This window comes from Clostridium lacusfryxellense, from assembly GCF_018861735.1.
Taxonomy (GTDB): domain Bacteria; phylum Bacillota; class Clostridia; order Clostridiales; family Clostridiaceae; genus Clostridium_AD; species Clostridium_AD lacusfryxellense.
Genome location: NZ_JAHLEB010000118.1, coordinates 1 through 2708, shown reverse-complemented (window position 1 = coordinate 2708; position 2708 = coordinate 1). Strand labels below are relative to the sequence as shown.

Sequence of the window (2708 nt, the reverse complement as noted above, 5' to 3'; positions counted from 1 at the left end):
TGTGAATGATACTATATAAGTGTACCACTTGAAGCTATTTCGATATCGAATTAGTTTACCATCTAACATTAAATTCCTGTAAAATGGTAGTAACTATCTTACAGGGGGGATGAAAGGTGTGAAGGTTGAAGTGGACATTTATAAAAATCTACGCCAAAGTTATATCGATGGCGAATCCCAGCGTCAAATTGCAAAAAGATTAGGAATCTCAAGACAGACAGTAAAAAAGTACTGTGAAGGTAAAGCACATCCAGATGTACGAAAATCTTATGAAAGGCTTCCGGATACAATTACACCGGAGGTGAAACGCTTTATCCTAGATTGCTTTCGGACTGATAAGGAAGAACATCTTAAAAAGCAAAAACATTCAGCAAAACGAATATATGATCGTTTAGTTGCTGAAAAAAATTTCCTAGGTGCAGAATCTACGATTCGTAAAGCTGTAAAAGAATTTAAAGAAGACCAAACGATTCCACCACAAGCCATTATGCCTCTTTCTTATGAACCTGGTGAGGCAATTCAAATTGATTGGGGTGAAGTTACCGTTTATATAAACGGTGAAAAAACTAAGCTGCATACCTTCTGTGGAAGGCTCTGTTATAGCTGTGATATATTTGTTCAAGTATTTAAATCAGCTAATGAAGAAGCTTTTTTAGAAGCACAACAACTTATGTTTAATTTCTTTGGGGGTATTTCTAAAAGAATCATCTTTGATAACGCCAAAGTTGCAGTAAAAGAGGGATTTGGTATCTATGCAAAACCTCAAAATAAATATCGCTCTTTCAGTGCTCACTATGCTTTTGACCTGGATTTCTGTAATCCAGCAAAAGGAAATGAAAAAGGCTTAGTCGAAAATCTAGTAGGATACTCTAGAAGAAACTTTCTCGTTCCTGTTCCAAGGATAGCCAGTATTGACGAATTAAATCAAAAGCTTTGGATTGATTGTTTAAACTATCGTGCAACACATAAAATTCAAAATAGACATAATTCAGTAAATATCATGTATCAAGAGGAACTGAGTTGCTTAAATACCATACCTATATTTAAATTTGATACAAGCAAAACAGTAGTTGCTGGTGTCGATGATTACTCAACTGTTCGTTATGAAAAGAATTATTATTCAGTACCGGTCAAATATTTAAGAAAAGATGTTACAGTAAAAGGCTACGGTAATTATATCAGTATACTGTACCAAAACAAGGAAATAGCAAATTACATACGTTGTTATTTCACAGGTAAAACCGAGTATAGATTAGAGCATTACATTGATCTACTAGAACGAAAACCACGGTCAGTATTCAATTCAAAACCAGTAAAAACAAACGTTACAGAATCTCTTTTAAACTGGGGTAAACAATTACCTGGCGGTAATAAAGAAATGGTCAAACTACTTCGATTATGCGTTGATTATGGAGAAGAACAAATTCTAAATATTAAGAATTCAATTCCTAGTCATATAGTGCCTACTGTTGATATGGTAAGAACCCACTTAAATGTGCCAACCGAGTCACCAGTTATCTATCTCTCTAATAAAGAAGTAACAGTAGAACCTGTTGATCTTACAGAATACGATAAAAAATACGGAATGGCGGTGAAATAATGAAAAGCCTAAGTTTAAATACTGAAACTATTGCATTATATTCAAAGCAGTTGAAAACTCCTTCTTTTAATCGTTATGATGACATTATACGTCAATTGGACAATGATAAAAGTTATGAACAATTCTTAATTGATCTGCTAAAACTAGAAAGTGCATCAAGAATGGAAAGTAGCCAAAAGCGTAGAATCAGTGCAGCTAAATTTCCATATATAAAAACATTCGATGAAATGGATCTTAGTCGTTATGAACATGTATCTGAGGCTACATTTCATGATTTAGCTAGCTGTGATTTCGTAAGCAAACGACAAAATATAGTCATGATAGGAAACACAGGTCGAGGCAAAACTCATTGTTCCATTGCTCTTGGAATTAAGGCATGTATGCAAGGTATGAATGTAAAATTCTATACAGCCGCAAATCTCTCTAATGAACTCATAGAAGCGATGGAATACAAACGAATATTGAAGCTTGAGCGACAACTAGAAAAGATAGATCTTCTAATTATCGATGAAGCTTCCTATATCACTTTTAATAGGCATCAATCGGAATTACTTTTCAAAGTAATAGCCGATAGAGCAGAGAAAAGAAGTGTCATCGTATCTACAAATTTAAAATTCTCCGAGTGGCCAACCTTATTTGAAAATGAAACTATGGTTGCAGCACTAATTGATAGATTAACCTTTCGATCACATGTATTGAATATGAATGGTCAATCATTTCGAAGTGAATACACCAAGGAACATTCAAAGGAAGGTGCGGTATAATGACTGAAAAGGAACGGGAATATCTAGAAAATTTAGAAGAATGCTTTTTCCAATTACGAAATTCATATGAATGCAAACAAAGTGAAATCAAGGATCTAAAGGTGAATATAGAAATCTTGAAAGAAGTATGTCGGGATAACTTCATTGAAATTCCGGATTTAGACGGCCCATTGCCATTCTAATAAGCATATTCAGGGAAATACCAGTGCAGGTGTTTCCCAATATTAAGAATAAAGTGGTAAACTTTTTCAGTAGCAAAAATAGTAAAGTGGTAAACTTTTTCATTGTCACTACTGGTAAACAAATTCAGTAGCAAGTGGTAAAGAAATTCGTTGACATTCACA

General features: G+C 34.0%; 2 protein-coding genes. Both read left to right on the top strand.

Annotated features, from left to right (window positions below; genetic code table 11):
* Positions 1-118: 118 nt before the first annotated feature.
* Complete coding sequence (istA, locus tag KPL55_RS25380; protein WP_216309541.1) at positions 119-1600, top strand: IS21 family transposase; 1482 nt, start codon at positions 119-121, stop codon at positions 1598-1600.
* Positions 1600-2364, top strand: a complete 765-nt coding sequence (gene istB, locus KPL55_RS25375) for an IS21-like element helper ATPase IstB (RefSeq protein ID WP_216309540.1) — start codon at positions 1600-1602, stop codon at positions 2362-2364. Before istA ends, istB begins: the two co-directional genes overlap by 1 nt.
* Positions 2365-2708: the final 344 nt, after the last annotated feature.